The sequence below is a fragment of the Streptococcus infantis genome (assembly GCF_019929665.1).
Taxonomy (GTDB): Bacteria; Bacillota; Bacilli; order Lactobacillales; family Streptococcaceae; genus Streptococcus; species Streptococcus infantis_H.
The window spans coordinates 167,575-181,747 of record NZ_JAHZPZ010000001.1; the positions used below are offsets into that span (position 1 = coordinate 167,575).

Annotated in this window: 16 protein-coding genes; 9 read left to right on the forward strand and 7 right to left on the reverse strand. The window is 38.7% G+C overall.

The features are described from left to right. Positions 1-11: 11 nt before the first annotated feature. Positions 12-254, reverse strand: a complete 243-nt coding sequence (locus tag K1I61_RS00790; protein WP_223332712.1) for a hypothetical protein — start codon at positions 252-254, stop codon at positions 12-14. Positions 255-972: 718 nt separating this feature from the next. Here K1I61_RS00790 and K1I61_RS00795 point away from each other — a divergent pair. Genes K1I61_RS00795 through K1I61_RS00805 form a run of 3 tightly spaced genes read left to right on the forward strand, consistent with a single transcriptional unit; the run spans position 973 to position 2,430 of the window. Beyond that, positions 973-1,647 (forward strand): hypothetical protein, encoded by a 675-nt coding sequence (locus K1I61_RS00795; protein WP_223332714.1) that lies wholly within the window; start codon positions 973-975, stop codon positions 1,645-1,647. After that, positions 1,640-1,804 (forward strand): hypothetical protein, encoded by a 165-nt coding sequence (locus K1I61_RS00800; protein ID WP_223332715.1) that lies wholly within the window; start codon positions 1,640-1,642, stop codon positions 1,802-1,804. The genes K1I61_RS00795 and K1I61_RS00800 overlap by 8 nt, the downstream gene beginning before the upstream one ends. Positions 1,805-1,863: 59 nt before the next feature. Then, positions 1,864-2,430 (forward strand): hypothetical protein, encoded by a 567-nt coding sequence (locus K1I61_RS00805; RefSeq protein ID WP_223332716.1) that lies wholly within the window; start codon positions 1,864-1,866, stop codon positions 2,428-2,430. 154 nt (positions 2,431-2,584) lie between these two features. On the opposite strand, the gene guaA is transcribed toward K1I61_RS00805, so the two are convergent. Beyond that, a complete protein-coding gene (gene guaA / locus K1I61_RS00810) occupies positions 2,585-4,147 on the reverse strand; it encodes a glutamine-hydrolyzing GMP synthase (RefSeq protein ID WP_223332717.1) in 1,563 nt (520 codons plus the stop codon). Between the two features lie 140 nt (positions 4,148-4,287). Here guaA and K1I61_RS00815 point away from each other — a divergent pair, with 140 nt between their 5' ends. Together K1I61_RS00815 and metK are read left to right on the forward strand one after the other, a co-directional pair. Continuing rightward, entirely contained in the window at positions 4,288-4,986 is a 699-nt protein-coding gene (locus K1I61_RS00815) for a GntR family transcriptional regulator (protein WP_049494919.1), read from the forward strand. 237 nt (positions 4,987-5,223) lie between these two features. Next, positions 5,224-6,414, forward strand: coding sequence for a methionine adenosyltransferase (gene metK, locus K1I61_RS00820; RefSeq protein WP_223332718.1), 1,191 nt, complete (start codon positions 5,224-5,226; stop codon positions 6,412-6,414). A 47-nt stretch (positions 6,415-6,461) separates the two neighbouring features. Here metK and K1I61_RS00825 read toward each other — a convergent pair whose 3' ends face one another. The 5 genes from K1I61_RS00825 to K1I61_RS00845 all read right to left on the reverse strand — a co-directional run bounded on the left by K1I61_RS00825 (position 6,462) and on the right by K1I61_RS00845 (position 10,889). After that, complete coding sequence (locus K1I61_RS00825) at positions 6,462-7,094, reverse strand: GNAT family N-acetyltransferase (protein WP_223332721.1); 633 nt, start codon at positions 7,092-7,094, stop codon at positions 6,462-6,464. Between the two features lie 172 nt (positions 7,095-7,266). After that, a complete protein-coding gene (locus K1I61_RS00830) occupies positions 7,267-7,566 on the reverse strand; it encodes a DUF1827 family protein (RefSeq protein WP_006152517.1) in 300 nt (99 codons plus the stop codon). A 63-nt stretch (positions 7,567-7,629) separates the two neighbouring features. Next, positions 7,630-8,079 (reverse strand): NUDIX hydrolase, encoded by a 450-nt coding sequence (locus K1I61_RS00835; protein WP_006152478.1) that lies wholly within the window; start codon positions 8,077-8,079, stop codon positions 7,630-7,632. Between the two features lie 89 nt (positions 8,080-8,168). Then, positions 8,169-10,418 carry an ATP-dependent Clp protease ATP-binding subunit gene (locus K1I61_RS00840; protein ID WP_223332722.1) on the reverse strand — a complete coding sequence of 750 codons (2,250 nt, stop codon included), beginning with the start codon at positions 10,416-10,418 and terminating at the stop codon, positions 8,169-8,171. 240 nt (positions 10,419-10,658) lie between these two features. Beyond that, a complete protein-coding gene (locus K1I61_RS00845; protein WP_004253825.1) occupies positions 10,659-10,889 on the reverse strand; it encodes a DUF1797 family protein in 231 nt (76 codons plus the stop codon). 205 nt (positions 10,890-11,094) lie between these two features. On the opposite strand from K1I61_RS00845, the gene K1I61_RS00850 reads away from it, so the two are divergent. The 4 genes from K1I61_RS00850 (at position 11,095) to K1I61_RS00865 (ending at position 13,951) form a co-directional block, all read left to right on the forward strand. Next, positions 11,095-11,778 carry an amino acid ABC transporter permease gene (locus K1I61_RS00850; protein WP_004253828.1) on the forward strand — a complete coding sequence of 228 codons (684 nt, stop codon included), beginning with the start codon at positions 11,095-11,097 and terminating at the stop codon, positions 11,776-11,778. Continuing rightward, a complete protein-coding gene (locus K1I61_RS00855) occupies positions 11,778-12,512 on the forward strand; it encodes an amino acid ABC transporter ATP-binding protein (protein ID WP_223332723.1) in 735 nt (244 codons plus the stop codon). The genes K1I61_RS00850 and K1I61_RS00855 overlap by 1 nt, the downstream gene beginning before the upstream one ends. Positions 12,513-12,774: 262 nt before the next feature. Then, complete coding sequence (locus K1I61_RS00860; protein WP_006152530.1) at positions 12,775-12,966, forward strand: hypothetical protein; 192 nt, start codon at positions 12,775-12,777, stop codon at positions 12,964-12,966. 127 nt (positions 12,967-13,093) lie between these two features. Next, positions 13,094-13,951: a bifunctional methylenetetrahydrofolate dehydrogenase/methenyltetrahydrofolate cyclohydrolase gene (locus K1I61_RS00865; protein WP_263284860.1), complete on the forward strand. Its 858-nt coding sequence runs from the start codon at positions 13,094-13,096 to the stop codon at positions 13,949-13,951. The last annotated feature ends 222 nt before the right edge of the window (positions 13,952-14,173 follow it).

Consider the following 14,173-nt stretch of genomic DNA (forward strand, 5'->3'; position numbering starts at 1 on the left):
CTTTTCTAGGTTTAGCTAAATATTACTTTTTTACCAATCAACTCGTCCTCGGTGTAATCAATTGTAAAAGTATCTTGTTTTAAGATGGATTTAGGAGGCGTTGTTCTAACGAATGGAATACTATGAACTTTGTATTTTTTCCCTCCAATATCCACAAATTGGTTCATCCTCAAGTTTGAGAAATCAGGGTCTTCAACAGTGATAGACACAAGACGATTTTCAATTTTATAAACATCAATAATCTTATTTTTCATGTTTCTTCAACTCTTTTAATTTCTGCTTGTCTTTGTTCAGATTTTTGGTAACAAAAACCCCCAATGAAGGGGTTGAAAGTAACGTAGAAGCCCGGATTCGAACCGGAATCTCCTCAATCAAGGCGTAATCCCCATATACGACTCTCTACGTTTACTTGATGTGATTATACTACTATTTAGTTCCTTTTTCAACCGACCTGTCTCACCATTCTATAGTTCTAAAAAACACTATACCTTATGGTAATCTTAGAGTTTTTTATGTCGTCAATGCTCGGACAATCAAAAAGACCGAATTAAATCTGATACGGTTACTTAACGATATTAAACAGTAGTCTATTCCTACCAGTCAAGAAGTTGGATTACCTACTTTCTATTTTTGAACTCTTTGTTTAAGTTTTTGATAAACAAAAAGACAAAAGATACCAGCAATAAGAATACCAACCATCCAAAAGCGATTGCTATCCATTCCCAAATAAACATTCTGGGACGAGTATCTCAGTGTGTTTTTGTGGTAAAATATAATAGATTAATCAATGAAAAGTAGTCATTTTTTTAGAAATTCCAATCAATAATAAGAAAAGTGGCTTTATGGCAATAGATATTAGTGAAGAACAGTTGGCTATGGAGTCTGCTGACTTATTAAAAATTCTTTTAAAAGATCGAACGACAAAGAAAAATATTGTTTTATAAAGATGTTTAAAAACTATGGTGATTAAAAATGAGAAAAATAATTTTTATTGGACAGAGCGGTGATGAAGCCGTCTACTATAACACTAGAACAAAAGAGGCTCTGGTAGCCAAAAAGAGTGCCTTATTAAATACGGAAGGGGCTAGGAAGAGCAATAAGGCTATTATTCCTTTGATGTTGTTTTTTATTTTCTTAGGTTTGATAGGGGGAATGGTAGCTATACCAGCTTTTTCCGATTTTAGATACAGTAGCTGGATGGTTCCGCCTTATATCGCTGCCCAGTTCTTTGTTTGCTTTGGCTTTATATGGATGATGGAAGAGGCCTTGTATAAAGAAGTGAAGCAGGTTCAGGGGGCAAGTTCTCAACAGTTTGCGAAAGCTGTTGATTCAAATCTGTTTTGGGAAAATTTTAGCAAGAAAAAAGCGACGTTTGGGAAAATGTTTATTTTTATCATTGTCATGTTATTAGTTTTTATGACTACCATAGTAATATTTGCTGCAGCTATCCCGGGCATTATTGACTCATTCAATAAGCAGGAACCATTTGATATACAAATCTTTTTCTCGCTTTTGGCAGCCCTGTTTCCTGCCTTGTTGTACCTTTTCTTATTCCAAAACAACCCCATCCGCTGGTTGTTAGCCGTGCGGAAGTATGAGCAGGGGAAAGTGCAATTTGCAGAAGACAAGGAGAAGAAATATGAGTGAGACACTATTACCATTGGGAACAGCGGTTAAACTAAAAGATCAAACAGAACTAATCATAGCAACACTGTCTTTAGCTATGAGTTTTACCTTGGTATCGGATTATTCTCCTTTAAAATGCCAAAAAATTATCAAACAATTAGAAGAGGAGTATACCTAATGTGTCAAAATTTACCATACTATCTCAGGTTTAGGGAAAATATTAAGGTGTGTTGTTAGATGATTTTAAAAAAGAAAGATATACTTGTACAATTAGGACAGTATCAGAAAGGCCAAATACTCTTTTATAATAAAAAGACAAAATCCTTGTTAGCCATGGATGAAAAGGCCTCTTATCGCTCGATGAGCCAATTAACTCTTGCCAATAGTTACGTGATTGGATATGCTATTTTAGCATTTATCAGTGGACTTTTCACCCTACAAAATGTTTTTTTAAAATTGCTTCTATTGTTACTCTGTCAATGCGTCATGAGCTATTACGCTTACAAACTGCAAAACTTACAAATGAAAGAAGCTACTTTTTACGCTGTTGATATTACTAAATTTGACACTCATGCTTTTACAAAGTGGTTTGCAAAAGCAAGGCAGTTGATATTCTGGTTGCTCCTAGGCGGAGGACTGTGTTATATCTTGTCTGCAATTGCTTTTTATCTCTGGGGAGATGTTAGAATACTAGCGATTTTTGCCTGCGCTTCCTTTGTTGAGACTATCATGATTTATAATGGTATGGCAGGAAATGTTTTACTGAAGGTTAACGATTTTTACACGAAAAAGAGAAACAACTAATAGAAAAATAAAATTTAATATAAAAAATCCCATCAGAAATATTTCTGGTGGGGTTTTTGGTGGGGAACCAATCAATTTTGATTTATTTTTAACCTTTTATAATAACTGAAAATGCTGTTAAATCAACCATTTCACTTCAAATCATGTTTATAAATCATTCCCACTCAACGGTTGCAGGTGGTTTACTTGTAATATCGTAGACGATGCGGTTAACGTGGTCAACTTCGTTTACGATACGAACAGAGATTTTTTGGAGAACTTCCCAAGGGATCTTAGCGAAGTCAGCTGTCATACCATCGATAGAAGTGATAGCTCGGATAGCAATGGTGTAGTCGTAAGTACGGCCATCTCCCATAACACCTACTGAACGAACGCCGGTGTTAACAGTGAAGTATTGCCAGATATCACGGTCAAGACCAGCTTTGGCGATTTCTTCACGGAGGATAGCGTCTGATTCACGAACTGTTTCAAGTTTTTCTTCAGTGATTTCACCCATGACACGGATAGCAAGTCCTGGTCCTGGGAATGGTTGGCGCCACACGATGTGTTCTGGCATGCCAAGCTCAGTACCGAGGGCACGAACTTCGTCCTTGTAGAGAGTGTTGAGTGGCTCGATCAGTTCAAACTGCATGTCTTCTGGGAGTCCACCAACGTTGTGGTGAGACTTGATGGTTTGAGCAGTATCAGTACCAGACTCAATCACGTCAGTATAGAGTGTTCCTTGTGCAAGGAATTTCACATCTGTTAGTTTGCTTGCCTCATCGTCAAAGACATAGACAAACTCGTTACCGATAATCTTCCGTTTTTGTTCAGGATCAGATACACCAGCCAATTTATCAAGGAAACGTTTGGCAGCGTCTGCCTTAACGATATTGAGACCAAACTTACCACCAAGCATATCCATAACTTGATCAGCTTCCCCTTTACGGAGAAGACCGTGGTCTACAAAGATACAGATCAATTGATCGCCGATTGCTTTTTGGAGAAGAACCCCAACAACAGAAGAGTCAACACCACCAGAAAGTCCGAGAAGAACACGTTTATCTCCTACTTTTTCACGGATTTGTTTGATTTGCATCTCGATGAAGTTATCCATAGTCCAGTCACCTTTGGCACCACAGATATTCAAAGCAAAGTTACGCAAAATATCATAACCGTGAACTGAGTGGCGAACTTCTGGGTGGAATTGGATACCGTAAATTTTCTTATCAGGGTTTTCAATAGATGCATAAGGACAGTCTGCAGAAGTTCCAGTACGAACAAAGTCAGCAGGAATTTCCGTTACAGCATCACCGTGGCTCATCAAGACAAGTTGCTCATCTGGAGTACCTGCAAAAAGAGCTGATTCTGTGTGAGTCAATGTTGATTGACCGTATTCTCGGTTACCAGCGTCGCCGGCAGGAACAACTTTTCCTCCAAGCTTGTGAGTCAATAGCTGCATACCATAACAGATACCCAAAATTGGAATACCAAGTTCAAAAATTTCTGGGTCAATATCAAATGATCCTTCTTCGTAAACAGAGTTTGGACCACCTGAAAGTACAATCCCGATAGGATTGATAGCACGGACTTCGTCAGCCGAAATCTTGTGACTTTTTAGTTCTGAAAAGACACCAATCTCACGGATACGACGTGAGATAAGTTGGTTATACTGGCTCCCATAGTCCAGTACGATGATCTTTTCGACATCTTGCAAATCAGTTGAAATGTTGCTCATCTTTTCCCTTTCTTAAAAGAAATATCTTCTTGAATATTTTATCATAAAAGGGCTAGAATTACCAACCAAACAAGTGCGGTTTGACTTTTCCCTATGAGATAGGGTACAATGGAAAAAATAAAGAAAAGAAGTGATCAAGCATGTTACCAGCTTATATGAAAATCCACGACCAAATCAAGAAAGACATTGATGAGGGAAGTTGGAAAATTGGGGAAAGACTTCCAAGTGAGCGAGATTTAGCAGAAGAATTTGCCGTTAGCCGCATGACCTTACGTCAAGCAATCTCTCTTTTGGTTGAAGAAGGGGTTTTGGAACGACGTGTAGGTAGTGGGACCTTTGTTTCAAGTACACGTGTTCAGGAAAGAATGCGTGGAACAACTAGTTTTACGGAGATTGTTAAAGCTCAAGGGAAAACTCCGTCTAGTCACTTGATTTCTTATCGTCGAACCATTCCAAATGAGCAAGAAGTGGCTAAACTAGGTTTACTGCCAACTGACAATATCATTCGTATGGAGCGTGTTCGTTATGCGGATAAGGTTCCTGTTGTCTATGAAGTGGCGTCGATTCCTGAGAAATTTATCAAAAATTTCAAAAAAGAAGAAGTAACCAAGCACTTCTTTCAAACCTTGCAAGAGCATGGTTATCGAATTGGTAAATCTCACCAGGCCATATACGCACGTTTAGCAAAAGAAAAGATAGCTCATTACCTAGAAGTTGAAAAAGGACATGCTATTTTAGGTTTGACTCAGGTTTCTTACTTTGATGACGGAACGGCTTTTGAGTATGTAAAGAGCCAATACGTCGGAGAACGGTTTGAATTTTATCTAGAAAATAATTAGTTTATAACATCACTCTTAAAGTAGAAACTCATCTATTTTAAGAGTTTTTATTTGGTTATGATTAGAAAACACTTTCCTAGTAAGAAAAATAGCAATCATACGAGTATTTTTTAAAGATTCGTGTTATAATAGTTAGGTTATATGGTCCCGATAAGGTGGTAGGATTGTTTGCAAAGACTCTTCCTACCAGTTCTTTGTAACTCTATAACGAATATTTTTTAAGGGGGGACATTTTTTATGTCAGAACGTAAACTTTTCACGTCTGAATCTGTATCTGAGGGGCATCCAGATAAGATTGCAGACCAAATTTCAGATGCTATCTTGGATGCTATTTTAGAGCAAGATCCAGAAGCACACGTTGCTGCTGAAACAGCTGTTTATACTGGTTCCGTACATGTTTTCGGTGAAATTTCAACCAATGCTTATGTTGATATTAACCGAGTGGTTCGTGATACTATTGCAGAAATCGGTTATACCAATACAGAGTACGGTTTTTCTGCGGAGACGGTAGGAGTTCACCCATCCTTGGTAGAACAATCACCAGATATCGCTCAAGGGGTTAATGAAGCCTTAGAAGTTCGTGGAAATGCGGATCAAGATCCACTTGACTTGATTGGAGCTGGAGATCAAGGTCTCATGTTTGGTTTTGCAGTGGATGAAACTGAAGAACTCATGCCATTGCCAATCTCACTCAGCCACAAGTTGGTTCGTCGTTTAGCAGAGCTACGTAAGTCTGGTGAAATTAGCTACCTTCGTCCAGACGCTAAATCTCAAGTTACTGTTGAGTATGATGAAAATGACCAGCCAGTGCGTGTGGACACTGTCGTTATTTCAACCCAACATGATCCAGAAGTCAGCAATGAACAAATCCATGAGGATGTAATCAACAAGGTCATCAAGGAAGTGATTCCAGCTTCGTATCTTGACGATGAGACTAAATTCTTCATCAATCCAACTGGTCGTTTCGTTATCGGAGGACCTCAAGGAGACTCAGGTTTGACTGGTCGTAAGATCATCGTGGATACCTATGGTGGTTATTCACGTCACGGTGGTGGTGCCTTCTCTGGTAAGGATGCGACTAAGGTTGACCGTTCAGCTTCTTATGCAGCTCGCTACATTGCTAAAAACATTGTTGCTGCAGGTCTTGCTAAGAAAGCAGAAGTGCAATTGGCTTACGCGATTGGGGTAGCTCAACCTGTATCTGTCCGTATCGATACCTTCGGTACAGGAACAGTAGCTGAAAGTAAACTTGAAAAAGCAGCGCGTCAAATCTTTGACCTTCGTCCTGCAGGAATTATCCAAATGCTTGACCTCAAACGTCCAATCTACCGTCAAACAGCGGCTTATGGACATATGGGACGTACAGATATTGATCTTCCATGGGAACGCTTGGATAAAATAGAAGCTTTGAAAGAAGCCGTTAAGTAAACTAAAAAAAAGATTGGTCCTTAGACCAATCTTTTTTATGTTTAAAATTAGTTATCCAGTATTTTTACAAAAGCCCAGTTTCCAATAGATTTTGTTCCGTATTCTAACATCATCGAATCTAGTAATTCATACTTGTTTTTTTCATAGAAGCAAACATTTTTTTCAGTACTAGTAATCAAGCCCAAGCGTTTGCAGCCTTTGGATTTAAGATAAGGTTCAACACCTTCTTGTAGAAAAGCACTCCCGATTCCTTGGTTTTGACTAGAAGCGTTGACTCCCAACATCATCAAATACCAGTCAAAATTTCCTGATCTTTTCAAATGCTGTTCGGAACGTTCCACCAAATCAAGATATTTCAAGAGATTGCGCGGAGTAATAAAGCGGAAAAGCTTGACCATACCATTCAGCAAATAAGATAGAATGGAAAAATCCTTTTGTTGCAGGAGGGCAACGGCCATGATTTCCCCGTCTCGTTCAGCGACTAGACAGGTCTCTCCTTTGATATAGAGTTTGGTCAGAAGGCTATCCAATAATTCTAAGAATGCTGGGTAATATTCTGGTTTTTTTAAATCATCTTTGATAAGAGTCATGAAAGGGTAGTCCATAAAGGCACCAGCCAACACTTTCCCGATTTTTTGATATTCATCTAGCCTGGCTTCTCTGTATACTATTTCTTTCATATCAAACTCCTTCATTAAAATCTCTCTATCTATTATAACGAAATTTCTCACATTTTTCGATTGAAATGTGAAATTTTCACAAAAAAGCTTTATTCACAATAATTTATTTAAAGATATAAACAAGAAAAGGTATTAAAAAACCCCGCAGTTTTAACTGTAGGGTAGATTAATTCTATTTTGTAGGGATTGAAATCTCAATCAATTTATCAGAATAGAGGGTTTTAATATTTGCCTTATCAATAGCCTGTTGATTAATTTTACGACTGAGGAAAAATTCTTTAATTTTTTCCATTTCTTTTTCACGGATTGCCCGATGTTTATTGGAAATGAGGATTTCGTAATGAAGTGGAGCCTGAGTAAAAATAACATCTGTATTTCCCGCAGAATAAACCTCTACAAGCGTTGCGTCGGTACTTTCTAGCTGACTTTTAACAAGTTGCGAGTGTGAATTTGTAGTATTGATAAGCTTCATAGGGTTTCCTCCTGTATTTCTATGTCTATTATAGCACTTTTTGGGAAATTTGGTAAAGATAGTTTAAATTTGATGTTGTTTTTTCCAAGCTTCAATCGCCCATTTGTGACTTCCACGTTTTAAGTTAGCAATAGCTTCATCGATTGGGAACCAAGCTAAGTGATTGAAGTCCTCCAGAGGTTTTTGGATTTCTTGGTAAGAAGTAGCTTCATAGAGATAAGCTGGATTGTAGTAATAGGTGTCACGATGTCTAGAGTAGAAGTATTCATCAGCTTGCCCGTAGTAGGTGCCGATTTCAGCTGTAAATCCTAATTCTTCAATCAATTCTCGTTTGAGAGCTTCGAGATGGTTTTCGCCTTCTTCAATTTCGCCCCCTGGTAAGAACCATGCACCATTTGGAGCTTGTACGAGGATAATCTTTTCATGGTTTGCATCAGGTATGACTGCATAAACGCCATATCTATTTTTGTAGGTTACTCCCTCTTTTTTTTCTCCAAATGTTGGATTTGCCATAAAGTTCTCCTTCGTGAGTGCGCTTTCTTTCTATAATAGTAAAGAATGCTCTCACTGTCAAGTAAGAACATTCTTTTGTATGTGAGGAACTAGTCGTTTGACTCGACTGTTTCCGTTTTATTTTTGGACTTAATCACGATTTTACCTTTACTTGTCATGACTGCCTTGAGGTCTTTTTCACTTGGATTTTCAAGGTAGTAGTCTGTAATGGCATCTTCGATATAGTCTTGGATGGTACGACGGAGTGGACGAGCTCCCATTTTTGGATCGTAACCAAGGTCTACAAGTTTTTCTTTCACCTTATCTGTTACATCTAAATGGATGTTATTACTTGAGAGACGTTTATTCACATCATCCAACATAAGGTCAACGATTTGTAGGAGATTTTCCTTGCTGAGAGCTTTGAATTCGATAATACCATCAAAGCGGTTCATGAATTCTGGACTAAAGAAGTTGCCTAATTCTCCAAGGACAGAGTTAGTACGGCCTTCTCTAGCTGCACCAAATCCAACGCTTGCTTCAGCCTTACCTGTACCTGCATTTGAGGTCATGATAATGATGGCATCCTTAAAGCTAACAGTGCGTCCTTGACCGTCCGTTAAACGGCCATCATCCAATACTTGAAGGAACATATGCATAACATCTGGATGGGCTTTTTCAACCTCGTCAAGGAGGATAAGTGAGTAGGGGTTGCGACGCACTTTCTCAGTCAACTGACCTGCTTCATCATAACCTACGTATCCTGGAGGGGCACCGACGAGTTTGGCAACGCTATGTTTTTCCATGTATTCGCTCATATCAAAGCGAATCATGCTATCAGCAGAACCAAAAAGCTCAATAGCTAGTTGTTTAGAAAGTTCTGTCTTACCGACACCAGTAGGACCAACAAAGAGGAAGCTGCCAATTGGACGGTTTGGAGTTCCAAGCCCAACACGGTTACGGCGGATAGCCTTAGCAATCTTATCAACTGCATCATCTTGACCAATGACATGAGCCTTGAGGTCGTCAGCTAGGTTGATGAGTTGAGACTGCTCTTTTTCTTTCAAATCACCAACTGGAATATTGGTCTTTTGCTCAATAATGTGTTCAATCGTCTTTTCGCTGATGATTGGAGTATCCTGATCCGTTACTTTTGTTTTTTGCATTTCCTTATATTTAGCAATCTGGTCACGGAAGTAGGCTGCTTTCTCAAAATCTTCATCTCGAGTTGCTTGAGCCTTGAGATTTTCTGCTTCGATTAAGCGTTGGTCGATGACCTTTGGATCCACAAAATTCAAAGTTAAGTTCATTTTAGAACCAGCTTCATCTAAAAGGTCAATAGCCTTGTCCGGCAAGAAACGATCTTGGATGTAGCGGTTAGAAAGAGTAGCAGCAGCTTCGATAGCAGCATCCGTATAATGAACGTGGTGGTAATCTTCGTATTTCTTTTGGATACCTTTGAGGATAATAATAGTCTCTTCCACAGTTGGTTCATCAACTTTAACAGGTTGCATACGGCGCTCAAGGGCGGCGTCTTTTTCGATGATGCGGTATTCATTGAGGGTAGTAGCACCAACTAGTTGAAGTTCACCACGAGAAAGGGCAGGTTTCAGGATATTGCCTGCATCCATATTGCCATCTCCGGCAGAACCTGCACCGACAATCTCGTGAATTTCATCGATAAAGAGGATGACATCTTTACGCTCACGAATTTCTTCCATGAGTTTCTGCATGCGCTCTTCAAACTGGCCACGAATTCCTGTACCTTGGACAAGGCTAACAACGTCTAAACGGATGACTTCTTTCCCTTGAAGTTTGTGGGGAACATCACCATCTACAATTTTTTGAGCGAGGCCTTCGACAACGGCAGTTTTTCCGACACCAGGCTCTCCGATAAGGACAGGATTGTTTTTGGTTCTACGGTTGAGAATTTCAATAACACGAATGATTTCTTCGTCACGGCCAATAACAGGATCGACATTTCCACGGCGGGCAATCTCAGTTATGTTGATGCCGTACTCATCCAAGAGTCCTTTTTCTTGACTAGGAGGAGGTGTTTGAGCTGGCCCGCGATTTTGGGAACCAAAACCACCATTGCCACCATATCCACCACCTGACTGGGTTGGAGGAACATTATTATTTGAAGAAGGTCTAAAGTTATTCAGATCGTTAAAAAAGTCTCCAAATGGATCAAAATCACGATTGTTTAAATCTGTAATGCCTTTGAATAAGCTATTGTTAGGATCTGTTTTGATAATTTTGTAGCAATTTTGGCAAAGGTCAATTTGCTTTTGTTGTCCATTAAGATTGGTGTAAAGATGGATCGTTGAGTCATTGATTTTACAATTTTGACAGAGCATACCACTACCTCGTTTCTTTCTTGGCTTTGACTAAAACAGAAAGGTCAAAAATAGTCAAAGTTCTTTAGTCTCATTATATCATGATTGAAGGGGAAAGCAAGTAAAAAGATTGAGTCTTAGAACTCATGATAAAAGAGTTTTGTAGATGAAATATAGGGATAAAAAGAAAAATCCCATTTGTCAGACAAAAAGGATTTTCATTGGTCAAAACAGGAGACTTCTCCGGCATTTATTCAACAATTAGTATAAAAGTTCGTAGATTTCCATCGCAATGAGGTCGATGCTATCAAATGTATATGTTTCACGAGCTTCAACGTCACGAAGTGTAAAGAGTGGTCCGTTTTCTTCGTCGTGGTTAAAAGCAACCTCTGCGACAACAACTCCTTCGCGCTCAAAGTTACGTTTCAAGTTACCACCATCTTTAGTCATTGCTTCTAAGCGATTGATGATTCTAACCAAATGTGATTCCATTTTGATTCTCCTCCATTTCTTATCTTTACTATTTTACCATAAACAGACTCTACTTGACTAGAAAAAAACTAAGATTTCTCGCTATTTCTATCGTCTTTGAAAATTTATTGAAAATATTAGGAGAAAATGTTGAATTTTTATGCAAAATATGTTATCCTTATACAAGTTTTAAGTTTAAATATTAAAAACAGAAAGTAGAATATCCATGAATTTTTCTTTTTTACCGAAATATCTGCCATATTTTAACTATGGTGCCGTTGTAACAATTATCATATCTATCTTGGTGGTCTTCTTGGGGACCATTCTAGGAGTGCTGTTGGCCTTTGCACAACGTTCAAAAATTAAACCACTTGCCTGGTTTGCTAATCTATATATCTGGGTCTTCCGTGGGACTCCGATGATGGTGCAGATTATGATTGCATTTGCCTTGATGCATATTAGTGCTCCGACTATTCAAATTGGGATTTTAGATGTTGATCTGACTCGCTTGATTCCAGGGATTTTGATTATTTCTATGAATAGTGGTGCCTATGTATCAGAAACAGTTCGTGCTGGGATTAATGCAGTGCCAAAGGGACAATTAGAAGCAGCTTATTCACTAGGTATTCGCCCTAAGAATGCCATGCGCTATGTCATTTTACCCCAGGCCATCAAAAATATCTTACCTTCTCTAGGAAATGAGTTTATCACTATTATCAAGGATAGCTCGCTCTTGTCAGCTATCGGGGTTATGGAGTTGTGGAATGGAGCTACTACAGTATCAACAACCACCTACCTACCTTTAACACCGCTCTTATTTGCAGCCTTTTACTACTTGATTATGACCTCTATCTTGACACTGGCCTTGAAAGCTTTTGAAAATCGTATGGGACAAGGAGATAAGAAATAATGACTGAAACACTTATAAAAATTGAAAACCTTCATAAAAACTTTGGGAAAAATGAAGTTTTAAAAGGAATTGATCTTGAAATCAAAAAAGGACAAGTAGTGGTGATTATCGGACCTTCTGGTAGCGGTAAGTCAACCCTCCTTCGTTCGATGAATCTCCTCGAAGAAGCTACTAAAGGAAAAGTTATCTTTGAAGGTGTTGATATTACCGATAAGAAAAATGACCTCTTTGCCATGCGTGAAAAGATGGGAATGGTTTTCCAACAATTCAATCTCTTCCCAAATATGACAGTAATGGAAAACATCACGCTTTCTCCTATTAAGACAAAAGGCGAAAGTAAGGCAGTGGCTGAGAAGAGAGCTCATGAGCTTTTGAAAAAGGTTGGTTTGCCAGATAAGGCAGATGCTTATCCACAAAGCTTGTCGGGCGGTCAGCAACAGCGTATCGCTATCGCCCGTGGTCTAGCCATGGAGCCAGATGTCCTCCTCTTTGATGAACCGACTTCTGCCCTAGATCCAGAAATGGTAGGAGAAGTACTAGCAGTTATGCAAGAACTTGCTCAGTCAGGAATGACCATGGTTATCGTAACGCATGAAATGGGCTTTGCTCGTGAAGTAGCAGATCGTGTCATCTTTATGGCTGATGGTGTTGTTGTTGAAGACGGAACTCCAGAGCAAGTTTTTGAACAAACCCAAGAACAAAGAACCAAGGATTTCTTGAGCAAGGTTTTGTAAGAATATCATGAAAAGCTCCAAGTGGGCTTTTTCACTTAGTCTTGAAACATTAATTTCGAAGTTCCTTCTCTGTAAGTAGAATAGGAAAACATGTATACTTGTATAGTCATAAAGATATTTAAAAAACTATTGATAAATTAAAGTGAACAAAATATTGTGAAGCAGGATTTTGAATATCTGTCGGGTGTAGTTTGTTTTTAATTGTATTGAAGCATAGAATGATTTATAATTAAATCAAGGTTAAGGGAGGGTAGAAAGTTACATGACTGATACAACTTTAAACGCAATTAAAAACAAATCGTTAATGGAGGTTGATGGACTGGTTGGTTTACCAAATGGAGTTAAGCCAGAACCTATAACGTATAACCTCGGAAAAATAAATGAATATCTAAAAAAAACAGGTAAAGAATTTAAAGAGCTTAGTGATTCTGAACTTAAACGATTTGAAATTTAAGCCCTTAGAAAAATCTAAGGGCTTTTTCTTATAGTTTCAGACTATAGGGTATCTTAGGTAAGAAGTGTTAGAATGCCGAACGATTTTTTGTTATAATAGAGAATATTTGTTAGAAAAGAGAAAATACATGACACAGATTATTGATGGAAAGGCTTTAGCTGCCAAGCTACAAGGACAGTTGGCTGAAAAAACAGCCAAGTTAAAGGAAGATACAGGTTTGGTTCCAGGATTGGTCGTTATTTTAGTCGGAGAAAATCCAGCAAGCCAAGTTTACGTACGCAACAAGGAGCGTTCTGCTATCGCTGCAGGCTTCCAAAGTGAAGTCGTGCGAGTTCCGGAGACCATTACTCAAGAGGAATTGTTAGAATTAATCGCTAAATACAATCAAGATCCAGCATGGCATGGGATTTTGGTCCAGCTTCCATTACCAAAACACATCGATGAAGAAGCTGTTTTACTAGCAATTGACCCTGAAAAGGATGTGGATGGTTTCCATCCTCTCAACATGGGACGCCTCTGGTCTGGTCACCCAGTTATGATTCCTTCAACTCCTGCTGGAATTATGGAGATGTTTCATGAGTATGGGATTGAGTTAGAAGGTAAAAATGCTGTCGTAATTGGTCGTTCAAATATCGTTGGGAAACCAATGGCCCAGTTGCTCCTGGCTAAAAATGCAACTGTAACCTTGACCCACTCTCGCACACAAGATTTAGCAGCAGTTGCTTCGAAAGCAGATATTCTTGTCGTAGCTATCGGTCGTGCTAAGTTTGTGACTGCTGACTTTGTCAAACCAGGTGCAGTTGTCATTGATGTAGGAATGAACCGAGATGAAAATGGCAAGCTTTGTGGAGATGTTGACTACGATGCTGTTGCACCAATTGCTAGTCATATCACTCCTGTACCTGGTGGAGTTGGACCTATGACCATTACCATGCTGATGGAGCAGACTTATCAGGCTGCTTTAAGAACGCTGGATAGAGACTAATCTCTACTACAATCATTAATGATTTTTTAAAAAGCAAGTTCTAATGGACTTGCTTTTTTCTTGCTCTATTTCTACTAAAATTCCAGTAAAACTTCTACAAATTATTGAAAAATATCTACTATTTTGATATATTAAAAGCATCAATATGTATATGCAAAAATAAGTAAGCGTCTGGAGGGAGGTTTATTTTTTGAGGAGAAATGTAATCGCTTACTAAAACTT

Bases quoted from the DNA above. Each gene is read 5' to 3' on its own strand.
- K1I61_RS00790 (WP_223332712.1), bottom strand. From the start codon at position 254: ATGAAAAATAAGATTATTGATGTTTATAAAATTGAAAATCGTCTTGTG.
- K1I61_RS00850 (WP_004253828.1), top strand. From the start codon at position 11,095: ATGAATTTTTCTTTTTTACCGAAATATCTGCCATATTTTAACTATGGT.
- K1I61_RS00865 (WP_263284860.1), top strand. From the start codon at position 13,094: ATGACACAGATTATTGATGGAAAGGCTTTAGCTGCCAAGCTACAAGGA.
- K1I61_RS00840 (WP_223332722.1), bottom strand. From the start codon at position 10,418: ATGCTCTGTCAAAATTGTAAAATCAATGACTCAACGATCCATCTTTAC.
- K1I61_RS00825 (WP_223332721.1), bottom strand. From the start codon at position 7,094: ATGAAAGAAATAGTATACAGAGAAGCCAGGCTAGATGAATATCAAAAA.
- K1I61_RS00830 (WP_006152517.1), bottom strand. From the start codon at position 7,566: ATGAAGCTTATCAATACTACAAATTCACACTCGCAACTTGTTAAAAGT.
- K1I61_RS00855 (WP_223332723.1), top strand. From the start codon at position 11,778: ATGACTGAAACACTTATAAAAATTGAAAACCTTCATAAAAACTTTGGG.
- K1I61_RS00845 (WP_004253825.1), bottom strand. From the start codon at position 10,889: ATGGAATCACATTTGGTTAGAATCATCAATCGCTTAGAAGCAATGACT.
- K1I61_RS00800 (WP_223332715.1), top strand. From the start codon at position 1,640: ATGAGTGAGACACTATTACCATTGGGAACAGCGGTTAAACTAAAAGAT.
- K1I61_RS00835 (WP_006152478.1), bottom strand. From the start codon at position 8,079: ATGGCAAATCCAACATTTGGAGAAAAAAAAGAGGGAGTAACCTACAAA.
- K1I61_RS00860 (WP_006152530.1), top strand. From the start codon at position 12,775: ATGACTGATACAACTTTAAACGCAATTAAAAACAAATCGTTAATGGAG.
- K1I61_RS00795 (WP_223332714.1), top strand. From the start codon at position 973: ATGAGAAAAATAATTTTTATTGGACAGAGCGGTGATGAAGCCGTCTAC.
- K1I61_RS00815 (WP_049494919.1), top strand. From the start codon at position 4,288: ATGTTACCAGCTTATATGAAAATCCACGACCAAATCAAGAAAGACATT.
- guaA (WP_223332717.1), bottom strand. From the start codon at position 4,147: ATGAGCAACATTTCAACTGATTTGCAAGATGTCGAAAAGATCATCGTA.
- metK (WP_223332718.1), top strand. From the start codon at position 5,224: ATGTCAGAACGTAAACTTTTCACGTCTGAATCTGTATCTGAGGGGCAT.
- K1I61_RS00805 (WP_223332716.1), top strand. From the start codon at position 1,864: ATGATTTTAAAAAAGAAAGATATACTTGTACAATTAGGACAGTATCAG.